Here is a 15,043-nt window from a genome sequence, read left to right on the forward strand (position 1 = left end):
TAAGTTCTATTCCAAAATGGAATACAGTAGGCTTAAGCTGGAATTGATGCCCGGGTACCCGCTTTTCTAGAATGTTCTCAACAAGATGAAAGGCGGTTCCAACCAATGATTATCGATGCAAATTCCTACTGGTTCGACGAGCGCATCTTTCATGACGAGACGCTCTGCGAACAGTTTTTGGCCGAGGTGCCCCGCGCCTACGACACCGAAGGCTATCTGACCGTGAATTCCGTCGGCAAGCGACAGATCGTGATCGAGATGCCCGCCGGTTCTCCGGGCCTTAATTACATCGAGGGCGACTACACCCTCGAGAAGCGCTTGGCCGATATGGATGAGGCGGGGGTCGACAAGGCGATCCTCAAGCTCCCCGGCTGCCACGAGTGGATGTCGCTCGAGATGTGTCGGCGCTTCAACGACGGTATGGCCGCTGACGCGAAGGCGTCAAATGGCCGCCTGATTCCGCTTGTCGCTGTGCCACCCTTTGGCACCAAGGCAAATTTAGAGGAGCTCGACCGCAGGCTCGACGATGGTTTTGCGGGTGTGCAGCTCTGCGCTCACTACGGCAAGCGCTATCTCGACGACCGGGTTTTCTCGAGCTTCTTCGAGCACCTGAACGAGCGCAACGTCACCGTTTACGTCCACCATGTTCCCGTACCGGTCGAGAACGAGTCGCTTCTCGCGTACGACAGCCTTCGCCGCTCTTATGGTCGCTGCGTCGACCAAACTACGGCGATCGGCCGCGAGATCTTTGGTGATTTCTTCGAGCGCTATCCTAATATCAAGATGGTCCACTCCATGCTCGGTGGCGCATACTTTGCGTTCAAGGAGATGCTGCTGCCTCACGGCCCCAAGCGCCCTGATGCCTCTGGACGTTTTCAGGTCGATACCGAGACCGTTTCCAAGCGCCTCGAGAACAACATCTATTTCGACATGTCCCATGCCCAGCCTTGGGGCAAGGCACTCCTCGCCTGCGCGGTTAACGTGTTGGGTGCAGACCATATTGTTTTTGGCACGAGCTATCCGGTTAAACGCGAGTGGCTCACCGAGGGTGTCGCCTGCGTTCGTGCCGCGAGTCTGAGCAATGCAGACACAGATCTTGTGCTTGGCGGCACGGCGCAGCGACTGTACGGTGTCGAGTGAGCGGCAATCAGAGGGGGTGTCTGCCATGGACAAAGGAGAGATGAGGGCTGGGGCCGCCCGTGCGGCCATCGATCTTGGGGGCGTATTGCCGTTTGACGGTTTCGACGAACTCCGCCATGAGGTCTTTGCCCGTGCTCTTGTCATCGAGGGGGCGGGGCGACGCTCCTGCATTCTTTCGCTTGAGGTCACATCGATTGCTCCGGCTCTGCTCGCCGATCTGCGTGAGGTCGTCGAGGATGCCGCCGGCTGCAGTGGCGCTTACTCTTGGGTGGTTCCTACCCACACGTTTTCCATGCCTCACGTTCGCACTCCCGGGCATCTTGCCGATGCTGCTGCCCGCGATCGCAACGAGCGCTATCGCGCAGCGCTCATCGCCGCCGCCCGCACGGCTGTCGAGCGGGCTGTTGCGGGCATTCGCTCCGTCACACTCGCCACGGCGGAGGGCGACTGCCCCGTGAACGTTAATCGCGACATCGAGACGCCGGCCGGCTGGTGGTTGGGCTCGAATCCCGAGGGGTTTGCCGACCACGCGATGCCCGTGCTCGCCATGAGGGATGCCGGGGGCGAGTACGTTGCCGTACTTGCGGCGGCGGACGTCCAGTCCTCCGTGCTCGACGGGTCGCGCGACTCCGAGGGGAGACGCGTGGCGAGCGGAGATCTCTTTGGTTTTGCCGCCATGTCACTCGAGCGTGAGCTGGGCGGCGTTGCCCTGTTGCTGCCGGGCGCCGCGGGCGACCAAGGTCCGGCGGAGCGCGCCATGAACGTCACGTTCGATGCCGCCGGCGTGAAGCGGACGGTCGATGCCCATGAGGACGGATACCGCATGCTGCACCAGCAGGGGCAGGTCTTGGGCGATGCTTTGATTGAGGCTGCTCGCATGGCACGTGAGGATAGCGCTGCCGGCATCGATGCTCGCACGGTCGACGTCCTCCTGCCCGCTCAGACACGCGCCGATTTTTACTCTTTGGCTCCGCATCGAACGTATGAGTTTCATGCTGCCGGTGAGCAGCACACGAGGGTCTATCTGCTTCGGCTGGGAAACGTCGAGCTTGTCGGCGTGCAGCCCGAGGTCTCGAGTACATTCGGCGCCACCGTGCGCGTCGCCCGGTCCGGCTCTGTGCTCTTTGCCACGCTCGTCAACGGCGGACAGAAATACCTACCGGCCCCCGACGCGTACGAAAAGATCACCTATGAGGCCATGAACTCTGGTTTTGCCGCCGGCTCCCATGAGCGCCTCGTCGATATCATCATTGCCGCCTTGAATGCGGCGTAACACAGAAGGAGAACGTGCATGAACATTGGACACGCGCGCCGCAAAATCACCCCACAGGGCGACATCTACCTGATTGGCTATCGCAATCTTCCCAACCGCCTGGAGCCTGCGACGGGCATCCATGACGACGTCTACGCCAACGCCATTCTCTTCCAGCAAGGCGAACGCGAGGTGTTTCTCTTTAATGCCGATGTCCTCGAGTTCGAGGAAAGCATGGCCGAGGAAGTCAAGACAATGCTCGCCGAGCGCTACGGCATTGACCGTGATTGCGTCCTGCTCTCGGCGACGCACGACCATACTTCAATCGTCGCTTACCACCGCAGCTGGTGGACGGGAAAATTCGACGAGAACTACTATCGCTGGCTCCTCGATACCATTTGCCAATGCTTTGAGGAGTGCCGCGCCAATGCACAGCCCGCGATTTGCCGCCTGGGCAAGCAGGTCGTCACCGGTTTCTATGACAACCGCATCATCCCAGGCGAACTCGCCGACAATGAGGTCATTGTCGTTTCGTTCTTCGATACCGAAGGCAAGCCATTTGCGGGCTTTGTGAACTGGGCGGTGCATTCCGCTTGCGTCGGGCCCGATTGTACGGAGCTCACGAGTGAGCTTGCCGGCCTTACCGGTAAAAAGCTCGCCCCGAGCCTCGGGTACTATCCTGCCATGGTCGTGGGCGCTGCTGGCGACTGCAGCGATCGCAATTTTCGCCAAGGTCGTGGCATCCCCGAGGTCGAGCGCGTGTCGACCGGTCTTGCCGAGGCGATTTCCCAAATCAAGCTCGATCGCGAGGTTAAACTCGACCGTATCGAGCCCCAGACGTTCTATCACACCGTCGCCCATGACGATTTTTCGCTCACGCTCAAGTGCGCCGTTATCAGCTTGGGTGGTATGCACCTCTTTGTGTTTCCGAGCGAGCTCGGCAGCGACCTTGGCGTTCGCATGAAGCGCGAATGTCCGGTTGAGGGGATTGTCTGCGGTTATACCAACGGCTATTACGAGTACTTCCTTCCGGCGCGTGAATACGGCCTCTCCTTTGAGACCGAACGTACCCAGATTCCCCAAGGCGAACCGGAGCGCCTATGCGATAAGTTCTGTCAAACCGCGCGCCTTCTCGGCGCGCCAGATTCGCGCCTGTAGTTTTGCCGCCACGGCATGGGACCCATGAGGGTCGCGGCCGTGTGATCGGCGTTCTTATTTCCCTTGTTATCTCCCATCCCGGACGTATATGCGCCCGCGGATTTTAAAGGGGAGGCGGGTTCTGTGGCTCCCCACGTCGACTACGGGGGTCTGGAATCAATGCCATGCCCCGCTCAGAAAAAGGAGGAATACCATGAAATACCAGCAGCTTTGCGATGGAATCATCGCAAAGGTCGGTGGCCGAGACAATGTGCTGGACGTGAGTCACTGCATTACGCGTCTCCGCTTTCACCTCAAGGACGAATCGCTCGCCCAGACCGATGAGCTCAAGGCCATGAAGGGTGTCGTTGACGTCATCCAGGCCGGTGGACAGTATCAGGTCGTAATCGGTGCCACCGTCGAGTCCGTCTACAATGAACTCGTTCAGATCGGCGGGTTCGACGCCAAGCCCGCGCTTGATATCGATGAGGGCGACAATGTCAAGAAGGGCGATCCGTTCTCGCGCCTACTCGCCATCATTTCCGAGATCCTGCAACCGGTTCTTGGCGTGCTTATGGTCGGTGGCTTCATCAAGTCGATGCTCGCCCTCTGCACGGTTGCCGGTTGGCTCGCCAAGGACAGCAATACCTATGTGACGCTCTCGGCAATCGGAGATTCGGTCTTCTATTACTTCCCGCTTATCATCGGCTGGACGGCTGCCAAGAAGTTCGGACTTAAGCCCGTTATGGGTATGGCCCTCGGCGGCATCCTCGTCTACCCGACGCTCGTTGCCCTTATGGGTGGAGACCCGCTTTACACGCTCGGCACCGGTACGGTCCTTGAGTCCAATGTCTACGGTGATATCTTTGGCATCCCGTTGATTATGCAGAACTATTCATCGACGATTCTGCCTGCGATTTTCATCGTCTGGATCGCCTCGAAGGTGCACAAATTCCTTTCTGGCGCACTGCCCGCGCTTGTGAGCTCGTTCTTCTCCAACATTTTGACGCTTCTCATTTGCGGCATCCTGGGCCTGCTTGTGGTCGGTCCGGTCATGACGGTCCTCTCCAACATCGTTGCCCAAATCATCCTGGCGCTCATCAACTTCCAGCCCGCCATCGCCGGTTTTGTCATCGGCACGTTCTGGAGCCTGCTCGTCATGTTCGGTCTGCACTGGGGCGTCATTCCGCTGTGGTTCATCGATGTCGCAACCTACGGCTATGACCTCATCAACCCTCTCGTATACGCAGGTGGGTGCGCCATCGCCGGTGCCGTGCTCGGCATGATCATTCGAACCAAGGATTCCGAGGAAAACGCTGTCATCAACATCCCTGCTCTCGTCTCGTCGATCTTCGGCGTCAACGAGCCCGCGCTTTACGCCATCCTGCTGCCGCGTAAGCGTCTCATGTGGGCGACCTTCATTTCCGCCGGTGTCGGCGGCGCCATTGCCGGCCTTATGGGTGCCAAGCTCTATGCCTTCGGTGCCTCCGGTCCGCTCGGCTTCCCGAGCTTTATCAACCCCGCTGGCATCGATTCGGGCTTTATCGGTCTTGTCATCTCCGGTCTGGTCGCCTTTATTTTGGCGCTTATCGCCGCTATGGTGATCGGCACCAAGAAGGACGAGGGCGGTCAGACCCTCAACATCTCGGTGGACTAGTCCATCTACCCGCTTTGATTTAAAAGGCCTCGGACGGCAGCTGTGCTGTCCGGGGCCTTTTGCGTTTTGTACCGTTGCCGGTTGGTTTGTGGGGCATCTCAAAAGTGGCGGTGTGTGCTGGGATTACGACGACTGCGGCGCTTCGGAGGTCATGCGGCCGCCCTGTAGAAGCTGGCGATAGGGGAGAAAGCCGATAAACGAGACGACGGCTTGCGAGTACGCAGCGCTCCGTTTGAGGTAGAGCCTGACCTCGGAGGTCGTTGCAGGCTCGAGCGGCACGAGGGCCACCTTGCCGCCGGCGAGTGATTCGGCAGGCTTGCGCATGAGCAGCGAGACGCCGGCATCGCGCGCGACAAGCGAGATGATGTTTTCTGCCCGTTTGCCGGTAAACGTGACACGTGGGCTGAATCCTGCCTTGCGGCAAAGGGAGAGGGTGAGTTCGCTCACGAACGAGCCTTGGGGAAGCATAAGGAAATTCTCATCGATAAGGTCGTCGATCTCGATGGCGTTGCGCTTGGCGAGTGGATGGTCGAGCGGGATAACGGCCACGAGCCGGTCGGTTGTAAAGGGGATTTTTTTAAACTCCGGCTCGATGGCGCCGCCGTCGCGGATGAAGGCGAGGTCGATGTCCTCGCGCAAGAGCATCTGCTTGAGTGCGCTGCCTTCGCCCTCGATGAGCTCAACGGAATACGAGGGGTTCGCCTGCTGGAAATCGATGACGGCGTCCGTGATTCCATAGGGAGCCATGATGGGGATGGAGCCCACGGTGATGCGTTCGAGTGGTTCATCTGCGGCTATCTGGATGGCAGCGAGATAGCGATGCTGGAGCGTCGCTATCTTTTGTGCATAGGGGAGGAGCACTTCGCCTTGCGCGGTGAGCGTAACGTGGCGTTGACTCCGATCGATGAGATTACAGCCGAGCTCGCGCTCCATTGCCATAATGTGCTTGGAGAGAGTCGACTGCGACATGAAGAGCAGCTCCGCCGCATCGAGAAACGTACGCGACTGCGCCAAGATGGCGAACTCACCAAAACGGCTGATATCCATAGGGTAGCCTCCGGTTCCCTCATGTCGGCAAGTAACCTAGATCACGATTCCTTGGCAGTGGTCGATTTCGTGTTGGATGATCTCGGCGGTGTAGCCCGAGAAGTTTTTGATGCGGTGGACGAAGTTCTCGTCCAGATACTCAACCTTAATGCGGCGATAGCGGGTACAGGGACGCTCGCCGATCAGCGAGAGGCATCCTTCGCTCGTCTGGTAGGCATTGACCTGCTCAAGAATCTGCGGGTTGTACATAAGCAGCGATTTGCTGCCGTCCTTTACGCAGATGATGCGTTTGCGCACGCCAATCATATTGGCGGCGAGCCCCACGCACTCGTGCTCATGCTCATGGAGCGTATCCAGGAGGTCCTGCCCGGTCGCGGCATCGTCGGGTCCCGCGTCTTCGGAAGGCAGGCGCAAAAAGAACTCGGATTTCATGATGGGCTTAATCATGGAGGGCTCCTCATGTCTCATGCTTTCGTGGACTTTCAATAATAGCGCGGAAGGAAAGCTGCGCGTTCGCGTTACAATCTTTCGACGTTGGACCATGTTGCCAGACTCGTCGCGTGCGGCGTCTGGCGTAAGTCTAGGGCTCATCCTCGCCCTGGACTGTTCCTCTGGGGCGATACGACTGTCGTTCCAAGAGGAAGGAAATGCGTGGGGAACAAATCTCAGCAACAAGTTAGGACAACGCCATCGGGCACTTCGGCGTTTCTCATCGTTATGTATATCGCAGCCTTTGTTGCCGCGTTTAACGAGAACATCATTAACGTGGCGTTGCACGACATCATGGCGGCCTTTTCGGTGAGTGCCACCACGGCGCAGTGGCTTGTTTCGGGCTACATGATCGTGACGTCGATCTTTACGGCCATCATGGCCTTTCTTTCCGGTCGTTTCTCGACGCGCAGGCTGCTGTTTTTCGCATGCGGATGCATGGTCGCCGGAGAAGTCCTGTGCCTGGTCGCCCCAACGTTTACCGTCTTGCTGCCAAGTCGCATTTTGCAGGCTGCGGGATCGGGCATCTTGTTTCCGCTCATGATGAATGTGGTGCTGTCTTGCGCTCCGCGCGAGAAGCTCGGTCTGTATCTGAGTCTGGGCGGTGCCTGCATTACGCTGGGGCCGGCGTTTGGACCTGTGATCAGTGGTCTTATGTGCACGTTGTTTGGCTGGAGGGCGGTGTTCGTAGTGCCGCTGGTGGGCGGTGTCGTGGTCGCCGCGGCGGCAGCAAAGCTCGTTCGAAATGTTGGAGAGCGCTCGAACACTAAGCTTGATATTCTGTCGGTTATTTTGCTCGCCGCCGGCATTACGGCGTTCGTGTATTCCGTAGGAGAGTTCTCGACCAATCTGATTGCCGGTATCGTGGCGCTCTTCGCCGCCATTGTGCTGCTCGGCCTGTTTGCGGCCCGCCAGCTCAAGCTCGAGCATCCGGTGCTTAACGTGCGCCCCATGGCGAGCGTTCGTTTTTGGCCTGCGTGCCTGCTTGTGGTGGTGTCGATGATGACGACGTTCTCGATGAGCGTTTTGTTGCCGCTCTATTTTGAGGGCGCATACGGCATGACCGCGCTTGTTGCGGGCTTGCTCATTATGCCGGCGATTGCCTGCAACGCCGTGACCTCGATTGTGGGCGGACGCGTGATGGACGCCCGTGGCGCATGGCCGCTGCTGCCGGTCGGCTTTGCCTTGATTGCCGTGGGGCAGACCGCAATCTCGATGACTGCGGCAAGCATGAACATTGGCGTTGTCGTTGCACTGACCGTTGTGGTGTATGCCGGCGTCGGTTTGGTGCTGAGCCCCTCGCAGACGGCCGGCTTGGAGACGCTACCCGCTGCCGAGCATCCCCACGGAACGGCGCTGCTCAACACGTGGAACATGATCGCCGCCTCGTTTGGCCCGTCGCTGTTTATCGGCCTGCTTTCGAGTTCTGCAGCGGCTGCCGGTGCCGCCAGCGTCGTGACGGACGTTGCTCAGGCGATTGGATTTGCGGCTGCCGTGCGCGTGGCGGCTGCGATTGCCGTTGTCAGGTTCGCGGTGTCGGTTGTGTACGCTCGCAGCGAGTCGTACATGTCGCATTAATGTGTGCACATAGATTCTGCAGCTAGATTGGATGGCGACACCATAAACTAATTGACGTTTTGCCGAGAGGCATGAATGTTTAAAGCGCAAAGAGTGCGCGACGGGCCCCGCGAATGGGGCGATGATGCCCGAGAGGGCCAAGAAGGAGTCTCATGTCCGAGAACGAAGAGATCATGAACGAGACCGAGAACGAGACCATGGCTGCCGAGGTCGAGGCAGTCGAGACCGTGGAGACCGAAGCTGCCGAGGTTGAGGCTGCTGACGAGGTTTCCGCCGAGGAGGAGGCCGAGGTTGTCGAGGCCGCCGTTGATTACGATGACGAAGAGCTGATGGACAAGATGCAGAAGGCCGCCCGCCTGCTGCGTAGCCGTCGCTTTGCTATTTCCAAGGAGGAGGAGGCCAAGGCCGAGCGTATGGCGAACATTGAGCGCGCCATCAAGCTGCTTGACCTCAAGCCCAAGATGGAGCAGAAGGAGATGTCCGACCTGCTGGGCATGCGCCTTCGTGAACTCGATGGCCTGATGGCCGAGGCCGAGGCTGCCGATCTGGTCGGCCGCATCGACGACGCCGAGGGCGATATGCGCAAGATCGTCGTCTTCGCTGCCGAGGATGCCGCTGAGGGCCTGGTCGAGCTTGCCAACAAGAAGGAGAAGCTCCTGCCCGAGCTTTCTTACGAGGAGGCCACCGAGCTGATGGCCGCTCTCGATAAGGTTATCGCTCCGCTCGTCGCCATGGGCCTGGACGAGGACCGCGGTCCTCGCGGTGGCCGTGACGATCGCGGTGGCCGTGGCGGCGACCGCGGCGGTCGCGGTGGCTTTGGCGATCGCGGTGGCCGTGGTGGTGACCGCGGCGGTCGCGGTGGCGATCGTGGCGGCCGTGGCGGCTTTGGTGACCGTGGCGGCGACCGTGGCGGTCGCGGTGGCTTTGGCGGCAACCGTGGTGGCTATGGCGACCGTGGTGGCAACCGTGGCGGCTTCGGCGGCAACCGTGGTAACGACCGCGGCGGTCGCGGTGGCGATCGTGGCGGCCGCAACGGTGGCGGCTTCCGCGGCAACCGCTTTTAGGGGTTACGCGGTTCTACGAACCGCGTAACTAGTTGACGCTGCGCGCCACCCAGGGCGACAATTTGTCATTCAAAAGGCAAGGCATGACCAGAAGGTCTATGCCTTGCCTTTTTCATGCCAACTTGTTCGCCCTGGGCGGCGCTCGCTGGCGTTGCCAAAACATCGGCGTTGCCATGATCCAAGGTAGTCATTGGGGACGTTCTTAAACGACTACATAGCATGAGAGTGGATAATCTCCCGGTTTGAGCCTGCATTCAAGCTCAAAGTGGGAGATTATCCACTCTCATTTGTTATGTGTCCGAAAATCCACGCTCGTTTCTACTCTGTCTACATTTGTAGGAACAATTCGTGGAGGCGGGTGTCTTCATCGAGTTCGGGGTGGAAGGTTACGCCGAGCTGGTTGCCCTGGCGGGCAGCGACGATGCAGCCATCGACTTCGGCCAGGGCCTTGGCGTCGCCGTGGACCTCGACGATGCGGGGTGCGCGGATAAACGTCAGCGGCGCTTCACCGTCGATGCCGGCTACTTGCCCTTTGGTTCGAAAGCTGCCGAGCTGCCTGCCGTAGGCATTGCGCTCGACAAGTACATCCATGGTTGCCAAACGCGGCGTGCCCTTATCGTCATGGGCGGCAAGGTCGCGCGCCAGCAGAATCAGGCCGGCGCAGGTGCCCAGGACGGGCATGCCTTCAGCGATACGGGCACGAAGCTCCTCGAGCATGCCCAACTCGTCAAGCAGCTTCCCTTGAACGGTAGACTCGCCGCCGGGAAGTACTAGACGGTCAAAGTCCTGCTTCAAATCAGCCGCCTGCCTCAGCTCAATACAACGTGCGCCCAGCTCGGACAGTCTCGCCTCGTGCTCGGCAAAAGCACCTTGGACCGCCAGCACGGCGACCGTCTGGTCTGCGTAATCGCTCATGTGCGATCCTTTCTGCTGGACTAGCGCCCGCGCTCCTCCATGATGATTTCGATTTCGTCGGCGTTGATGCCGACCATGGCCTCGCCCAGGTCCTCCGAAAGCTCGGCGATGAGTTTGGCGTCGGTGAAGTTTGCCACGGCCTTGACGATGGCGGCGGCGCGCTTGGCAGGGTCGCCGCTCTTAAAGATGCCCGAGCCGACAAAGACGCCCTCGGCGCCCAGTTGCATCATCAATGCGGCGTCGGCGGGGGTCGCTATGCCGCCGGCGGCAAAGTTTACGACGGGAAGCTTGCCCGTAGTATGGACCTCGCGCACCAGCTCGATCGGAACCTGCAACTGCTTGGCCGCCTCGAACAACTCATCATCGCGCAGGGCGACAACGTCGCGGATCTGCTTTTGGATCTTGCGCATGTGACGCACGGCCTGAACGACGTCGCCCGTGCCCGGCTCGCCTTTGGTGCGGATCATCGTGGCGCCCTCGGCAACACGGCGCAGCGCCTCGCCCAGATCGCGGGCGCCACAGACAAACGGCACGTCAAACTGGGTCTTGTCGATGTGGTAGACATCGTCGGCGGGGGAGAGGACCTCGGATTCGTCGATGTAGTCGATCTCGATGGCCTGAAGGACCTGCGCCTCGACGATGTGACCGATGCGGCACTTTGCCATGACGGGGATCGAGACGGCCTCTTGAATGCCCTTGATCATCTTGGGGTCACTCATGCGCGACACGCCGCCGGCGGCGCGGATGTCGGCCGGGATGCGCTCGAGTGCCATGACGGCACAGGCGCCCGCCTCTTCGGCGATGCGTGCCTGCTCGGGCGTGGTGACGTCCATGATGACGCCGCCCTTGAGCATCTGCGCGAGCTCGCGGTTGAGTTTAACGCGATCGGCCTTGCTGGTCTGTTCTGCCATGGTTGCTCCCTTGGTTGGCATGTGCATTGCTTGACGGAATATCCTATCGGGGAGCTGGGCATGGCGAAATACTCAGTTTTCGAGATAATAACAAGGTCAGACTAATACCAGATTGAATGACTCGATAAGGTCAGGTGACAAACTCATGCTTGACTATAATTTGGAAAACCGCGGCGAAGCATCGCTCTATGAGTATATTTACAAGCAAATTCGAGATGATATCGTAGCTGGACGTATTGCGGCGGGGGAGCATCTGCCGTCCAAGCGCGCCTTTGCGAGTCATCTGGGAATCAGTGTCATTACCATCGAGAATGCATATAGCCAGTTGCTTGCCGAGGGTTATATTTGCTCAAAGCCGCGGCGTGGTTACTACGCGTGCGAGCTTCCCGATGCACCGGTTTTGTCTTTGGCCGCGGGGGATATCGACCGAGATGCTGTCTCTGTTGGCCCCAGCGCGCATGATTCCGACGGACAGACCGAGCAGTTCGAGGCTCTTTCTCCTTCCGCTTTGGAGGCGGCGCGGCTTTGGCAAAGCGCGCTACGGGCGACACTGACGTCCGAAGACGAACGTGAAATCTTTTCGCCCGCGCCGGCGCAGGGCACCGTTCGGCTACGACGCGCAATTGCTCACCATCTGCGCGGGACAAGGGGTATGAATGTCGACCCCAACAACATCGTTATCGGTGCGGGCGCCCAGTTGCTCGATACCATGTTGGTTCAGCTGCTTGGCGCGGACAAGGTGTATGCCGTTGAGGATCCGGGGTATTTGCGTTTGACGCGCATCTATCAGGCCATGGGTTGCGAAGTGCGGCATATCCCGTTGGACGGTGAGGGCGTGGACTTGAGCGCTCTGCAGAAAACCGGGGCGGATGTCCTTCACCTGATGCCGTCCCATCAGTATCCGACCGGCCTTGTGACGAGCATTGCGCGTCGCTATGCCCTGCTGGGCTGGGCCGCCGAGCAGCCGGACCGGTATCTCATCGAAGATGACTTTGATTGCGAGTTTCGCCTTGCCGGTAAGCCGATTCCCGCGCTCGCGTCGATTGATGCCGCCCAATCGGTCATCTACACCAACACGTTTTCAAAAAGTCTGTCGTCGGCCCTGCGTTTGGCGTATATGGTCCTGCCCGATGAGCTGATGGAACGGTTTAGACGCAGCCTTGGCTTTTATGCCTCGTCGGTGAGTTCTGTTGACCAGGTCGCCTTGGCGCGTTTGCTGGAATCGGGCGATTACGAGCGGCATGTGAACCGCGTGCGCGTTCGTGCTCGCGAGGCGCGTGATGGCCTGGCGACGCTTGTACGGAAGGCATTTCCGGCGGGGGAGGTTTCGATCGAACATGCGGATGCGGGTCTTTACTGCGTCGTGGTTGCGCAGCGTGTTACGGGCGGAACCTCTTTTACACGCGCCCTCACGCGCTCGAGCACCCCTTACATCGATATCAATGACTGTCTATGGTGCGCCGATGGCGCATATGTCCCTGCAAGCCCGACTCGAATCCTTGTCCAGTACGACGATTTGAGTCCAAATGCGCTAAATACCCTGGAATCGCAGCTAATGGATGCGCCCTCTAACCTAAGTGAGTAGACTTTTGGCGCTTTGGCGAGCAGGCCGTTTTGAAGCAATCCATCTACCTGCGATTTTGTAAAGCAGTATGGGCGGTCTGCTCGGCGGGTCCTAAATAGTCTACTCACTTGCTGTGCAAGGCTTCCGCATGAGCGAAAAATGAGTTTTCAACAGCGCTCCGTCCAGCTTTTGGCAAGCTTTTGGCCAGTTGGGGAGGGCTGTTGAAAACTAAGTAGTCCGTTCGGCGCCCTTTTCGGCGCGTTCGCGCCAATGCGTGAGCGCCCGGGTTGAAATTCGTGTTTTCCTGTGCCTATGAAGGATCTACTTTGTGACATATCGGCTTTTAAGTACTGGCGCTTGCCCCCTCAGGCCCGCGCTCTGTGTCCGCCGCTCCCGCGACCGGAAGAAGACCGGCGGCGATGCGAGCTCGCCCGTAACCCGACGGCTACGGTTGTGCTCGGCTTTCCGCTGTATACATTGGTTCGGACGAGAGGCAAGCGGACTTGCCCTGTCAGCATTAGGCAGCGGCTGTTCCTAGGCGAGTTCCCCAGGGAATCCGTGCTGGAAACGGAACATGGGTTTTTGGTTACGTCTCCTCTGCTGACGGCATTCATCATGTCGCGGCATCTGACGGATCTCCAGCTTCTTTTGGTGTTGGCGGAGATGTGCGGCTTGTTTACGGTTTGTGCCTTGCCAGCAGCACTCGAGGCAGAGCTTTCGCGTGCAATTGAGTCGGGCGCGATTCCGGCAACCTTGGGTTGGGCGCGCTGTCCGTCCGAGGACGGCTCCGCCTCAAATTTATGGAGGCGCGACGCTTTGGTTTTGGGCGAAGACCTTGACCGTTTTTGCTCAGATGTTTGTGGGATGCGTTACGGCAAGCGATTTGTCGCGGCATCTCATCTCGTTCCACTGGGTGCCGCATCGCCTTTTGAGGTTGAGACGTATTTGTTGCTTGGGTTGCCACGATCCCTGGGAGGCGAAGGTTTTTGCGGCATAGAGCTCAATGTCGAAGTGGCGCTAAGCGCAAGTGCTCGGGCGATTGTAGGCAAGTCCCGCGTATACATTGACCTACTTCTGTCTTCGCCGGACGGAGAGCGACAGGTGGCCATTGAATGCCAAGGAAAGGGCTCACACGGGCGAGCCGGGGATGGCTTGCGCGACGTCGACCGCATGACGGCGCTTCAGGCCATGGGCTACGATGTATTTCTCCTGACACACGGACAGATATCCGATGAGGATAGATTCCACGTGATTGTTAAGGCCGTGTGCAGGTTGCTCGATGTTGAATATCGCGATAAAAGCTTGGAGGAGCAAGGGGCCGAGGCATTACTTCGGTCTGAACTATTCGTTGACTGGCCAAAACTGGGAGAAATCGACAAAAAGATGCCCGTTAGACACAAAAAGGCCCGATCATGGACGGTTGCAAATCTAAGTGAGTAGACTTTTAGCGTGATGGCGACCAGATTGTTTTGCGGCAAGCTATCTACCTGCGGTTTTATAAAGCAATACGGATGGTCTGCTCGACAAGTTCCCAAAAGGCTACTCACTTAGTTTTTGACGCGAAGCCGATGCCGAAGGTGGTCCTTTTTTTGGGACGTTAACTGGTTCGCTAGACACGAAAAAGGCCCGGATCTTGCGGTCCGGGCCTTATCGAGCTAGAGATTGTCTCTCAGGCGGTTGGCTTAACCAAAGTAGCGCTTGAGCAGACCGGCGAAAGCCTTGCCGTGGCGAGCCTCGTCGCGAGCCATCTCGTGCACGGTGTCGTGGATGGCATCGAGACCAGCGGCCTTGGCGCGCTTGGCAAGATCGGTCTTGCCGGCGGTGGCGCCATTCTCGGCCTCAACGCGCATCTCGAGGTTCTTCTTGGTGGAGTCGGTTACGACCTCGCCCAGGAGCTCAGCAAACTTGGCGGCGTGCTCGGCCTCCTCGTGGGCAGCCTTCTCCCAGTACAGGCCGATCTCGGGATAGCCCTCGCGATGAGCGACGCGAGCCATGGCCAGGTACATACCGACCTCGGAGCACTCGCCCTCAAAGTTGGCGCGCAGATCGGCAACGATGTCCTCGGAGACACCCTCCATCTTGGCGACGCCCACGACGTGCTCGGCAGCCCACTCGAGCTGACCCTCTTCCTGCTTCAGGAAACGAGAACCGGGAACGCCGCACTGGGGGCACTTGAAGTCCTCGGGCAGCTGGTCGCCGTCGAACTCTTCCACATAACCGCAAACGGGGCAAACAAACTTCATGATTCGATCCTTTCGATCGATGGCGATTGTGCGCTCGTCCGGTCCC

13 protein-coding genes are annotated in these 15,043 nt (G+C 59.1%); 8 read left to right on the plus strand and 5 right to left on the minus strand.

The features are described from left to right. The first annotated feature begins 105 nt into the window (after nt 1–105). The 4 genes from DXD77_RS01270 (at nt 106) to DXD77_RS01285 (ending at nt 5,186) form a co-directional block, all read left to right on the plus strand. A complete protein-coding gene (locus tag DXD77_RS01270) occupies nt 106–1,140 on the plus strand; it encodes an amidohydrolase family protein (RefSeq protein ID WP_117647437.1) in 1,035 nt (344 codons plus the stop codon). A gap of 25 nt (nt 1,141–1,165) precedes the next feature. Next, nucleotides 1,166–2,413, plus strand: a complete 1,248-nt coding sequence (locus DXD77_RS01275) for a hypothetical protein (protein ID WP_128620467.1) — start codon at nt 1,166–1,168, stop codon at nt 2,411–2,413. Nucleotides 2,414–2,431: 18 nt separating this feature from the next. Beyond that, the gene (locus DXD77_RS01280) at nt 2,432–3,550 is read left to right on the plus strand and encodes a neutral/alkaline non-lysosomal ceramidase N-terminal domain-containing protein (RefSeq protein WP_117647440.1); all 1,119 of its coding nucleotides are present in this window, start codon (nt 2,432–2,434) and stop codon (nt 3,548–3,550) included. 193 nt (nt 3,551–3,743) lie between these two features. After that, the gene (locus tag DXD77_RS01285) at nt 3,744–5,186 is read left to right on the plus strand and encodes a PTS transporter subunit EIIC (protein WP_117647442.1); all 1,443 of its coding nucleotides are present in this window, start codon (nt 3,744–3,746) and stop codon (nt 5,184–5,186) included. 123 nt (nt 5,187–5,309) lie between these two features. Here the strand turns inward: DXD77_RS01285 and DXD77_RS01290 are convergent, their stop codons facing one another. Then, nucleotides 5,310–6,233 (minus strand): LysR family transcriptional regulator, encoded by a 924-nt coding sequence (locus tag DXD77_RS01290; RefSeq protein WP_117647444.1) that lies wholly within the window; start codon nt 6,231–6,233, stop codon nt 5,310–5,312. Nucleotides 6,234–6,269: 36 nt separating this feature from the next. Then, nucleotides 6,270–6,680 carry a peptide deformylase gene (locus DXD77_RS01295; protein WP_117647445.1) on the minus strand — a complete coding sequence of 137 codons (411 nt, stop codon included), beginning with the start codon at nt 6,678–6,680 and terminating at the stop codon, nt 6,270–6,272. A 270-nt stretch (nt 6,681–6,950) separates the two neighbouring features. On the opposite strand from DXD77_RS01295, the gene DXD77_RS01300 reads away from it, so the two are divergent. Beyond that, nucleotides 6,951–8,300, plus strand: a complete 1,350-nt coding sequence (locus DXD77_RS01300) for an MFS transporter (RefSeq protein WP_233506684.1) — start codon at nt 6,951–6,953, stop codon at nt 8,298–8,300. Nucleotides 8,301–8,452: 152 nt separating this feature from the next. Beyond that, nucleotides 8,453–9,364 (plus strand): hypothetical protein, encoded by a 912-nt coding sequence (locus DXD77_RS10460; RefSeq protein WP_035137032.1) that lies wholly within the window; start codon nt 8,453–8,455, stop codon nt 9,362–9,364. A 327-nt stretch (nt 9,365–9,691) separates the two neighbouring features. Here DXD77_RS10460 and pdxT read toward each other — a convergent pair whose 3' ends face one another. Both pdxT and pdxS read right to left on the minus strand, forming a co-directional pair. Further along, the gene (pdxT, locus tag DXD77_RS01310) at nt 9,692–10,279 is read right to left on the minus strand and encodes a pyridoxal 5'-phosphate synthase glutaminase subunit PdxT (protein ID WP_089573347.1); all 588 of its coding nucleotides are present in this window, start codon (nt 10,277–10,279) and stop codon (nt 9,692–9,694) included. A 20-nt stretch (nt 10,280–10,299) separates the two neighbouring features. Beyond that, nucleotides 10,300–11,190 (minus strand): pyridoxal 5'-phosphate synthase lyase subunit PdxS, encoded by an 891-nt coding sequence (gene pdxS / locus DXD77_RS01315; RefSeq protein WP_089573346.1) that lies wholly within the window; start codon nt 11,188–11,190, stop codon nt 10,300–10,302. Between the two features lie 145 nt (nt 11,191–11,335). On the opposite strand from pdxS, the gene DXD77_RS01320 reads away from it, so the two are divergent. Continuing rightward, a complete protein-coding gene (locus DXD77_RS01320; protein ID WP_117647449.1) occupies nt 11,336–12,775 on the plus strand; it encodes a PLP-dependent aminotransferase family protein in 1,440 nt (479 codons plus the stop codon). 537 nt (nt 12,776–13,312) lie between these two features. Further along, nucleotides 13,313–14,194 carry a hypothetical protein gene (locus DXD77_RS01325; protein WP_117647451.1) on the plus strand — a complete coding sequence of 294 codons (882 nt, stop codon included), beginning with the start codon at nt 13,313–13,315 and terminating at the stop codon, nt 14,192–14,194. Between the two features lie 242 nt (nt 14,195–14,436). Here the strand turns inward: DXD77_RS01325 and DXD77_RS01330 are convergent, their stop codons facing one another. After that, nucleotides 14,437–15,000: a ferritin family protein gene (locus DXD77_RS01330; RefSeq protein WP_070097113.1), complete on the minus strand. Its 564-nt coding sequence runs from the start codon at nt 14,998–15,000 to the stop codon at nt 14,437–14,439. Nucleotides 15,001–15,043: the final 43 nt, after the last annotated feature.

It is taken from the genome of Collinsella sp. TM09-10AT (genome assembly GCF_003436275.1).
GTDB lineage: Bacteria > Actinomycetota > Coriobacteriia > Coriobacteriales > Coriobacteriaceae > Collinsella.